At 38.5% G+C, this 1,821-nt stretch carries 3 protein-coding genes; all 3 read left to right on the top strand.

The window, feature by feature from the left end:
• Nucleotides 1-358: 358 nt before the first annotated feature.
• The gene (locus tag BIZ39_RS21540; RefSeq protein WP_187448073.1) at nt 359-940 is read left to right on the top strand and encodes a hypothetical protein; all 582 of its coding nucleotides are present in this window, start codon (nt 359-361) and stop codon (nt 938-940) included.
• Between the two features lie 3 nt (nt 941-943).
• Nucleotides 944-1,375, top strand: a complete 432-nt coding sequence (locus BIZ39_RS21535) for a UvrD-helicase domain-containing protein (protein WP_187448072.1) — start codon at nt 944-946, stop codon at nt 1,373-1,375.
• A gap of 78 nt (nt 1,376-1,453) precedes the next feature.
• Nucleotides 1,454-1,821, top strand: a 368-nt coding sequence (locus tag BIZ39_RS21530) for a UvrD-helicase domain-containing protein (protein WP_187448071.1), incomplete at its 3' end; no start/stop codon positions are given.

The raw sequence follows: 1,821 nt of genomic DNA, 5'->3' as shown, positions 1-1,821 counted from the left end.
GCTCATAACTGGGCAGTTTTATCGGCTTTTTGACAACAAAATTACACTAAAAAAGTGCGTAACTATCATACATTTTGGTGCTGAGCCGATGCAAAAGCGATACTAATATAACTCTAATTCGTCCTAAATATTCACAGTAGCTTCCGAACCACTTCGTGAATCGATGGCATTTTATCTGTGTGTTTAATGTACGCCATCTGATCCTCTATTCACTCTATTCAATAAAATTCAAATTATCAATTCGTTTGTGAAATATTTAATACATTTTTCTCAAGCTTCTACAAAATAAACACCTTTTTTCACAAATTTGGGAAAAGCCATATGCACATTTCACAAGAATAGTTATGTGAGCAAAAGAATGAATAGATATGCTGATTCGATATTTAATGCACTTGACCAATGCTTAGATCAGCTTGGTAATGCAATCATCCAACACGAGTCATCTCTAGATGGCTACGTAGAGATGTTTAAGGCCACACGAGCACGAGAACTTGAAGAAATAAAATGCAGGCGGCAAATGGGCGCAAATTATTACCCTGGATTGCTTCTGGTAGTGATAAAAAAAACACGAGCTATTTCGCAAAAAAAACACGTTAAAACAGACTATGATGAAGTCGATGGCCAGAAACTCAATTTCTCTCAACTATATCTTGGAATAGCAACCCGCGGATTTACTGATTACATTCCCACCGAATCCAAAGGCAGATATTGTAAGAGCCGCGTTTTACGCTTTAACAACATCAGAGCGTACAGTGAAGAAGATAAAGAGTGGGTAAGAAAAGTTGTCTGTGACGTGAATACCCTTAATGAAAGTGGTCTCCAATTGAGAGATGCATATCTTACTCTTGTTGAAAATCACTTAACTGCTCTCAAGCGTTATGATTTAAATGCAATGCAAAGACAGACATTTCCCGATCACGATAACGCAGGATTTGAATAACTCATGCTTGTATCCAGTGAACAATCGGAAGCGGTATCTTATGATGGCCATTCATTAATCGTTGCGGTACCAGGTTCGGGAAAAACTAGAACGCTTGTTGCTAAAACCGTTGCCATGGTGAATGCCGGCTATTCAAACATCGCATTGGTTTCATTTACTAATGCTTCTGCGAATGAATTAAAAGAAAGGTTAGTCGAAGAACTTACAGCTGATATCGTAGAGCGTCATGTGAAAGTATCAACATTCCATTCATTGATGCTCGATCACATCAAAGGAAATTTATTTGGGGCCGGATTAATCAATCCCAACTTCGAAACCACGCATTTAATATCTGTCCTAAGCCAGCATGACATTCCACCCACCAAAATCGAAGCTCTGAAAAGTTATCTCAATCTTGGGCAGAGTGAAAAAAAAGAAAGTGATGAATTATACTGACCATCAGAACAGTATCTAAGCGAAGTGATTCATAATCAGCACATAACTCTCAGTAATGTCGTCGATGTAAGTACTCAGATGATAATAGAGAAAAAGCTACCGCCGTTACCCTATTCGTATTTGTGTGTTGATGAGTTCCAAGATAGTTCACCAGACCAAGTTAGGTTATTGTTAGTTCACGGGGTATCTGGTACAAGAATTATCGTATCGGGGGATGATGACCAGTCTATCTATTCATGGAGAGGCGCTAAAGGTGTTGATGCTTTTAAATCTATTCGAGACAAGTTGGGGGCTAGACTTTTTCTCCTTTCTACCAACTACCGCTCATATACTGAAATAACAGAAATTGCTAATACCGTCATTACGCGAAATAAAAACCGTATCGATAAAACTATTACATCAAAAAAAGGGACGGGTGGCACTGTCACGCTTACACTCTATAAGAC

This window comes from Alteromonas sp. BZK5 (assembly GCF_014349115.1).
In the GTDB taxonomy this organism is placed as follows: Bacteria; Pseudomonadota; Gammaproteobacteria; order Enterobacterales; family Alteromonadaceae; genus Alteromonas; species Alteromonas macleodii.
This window is presented reverse-complemented; position numbering and strand designations above follow the sequence as displayed.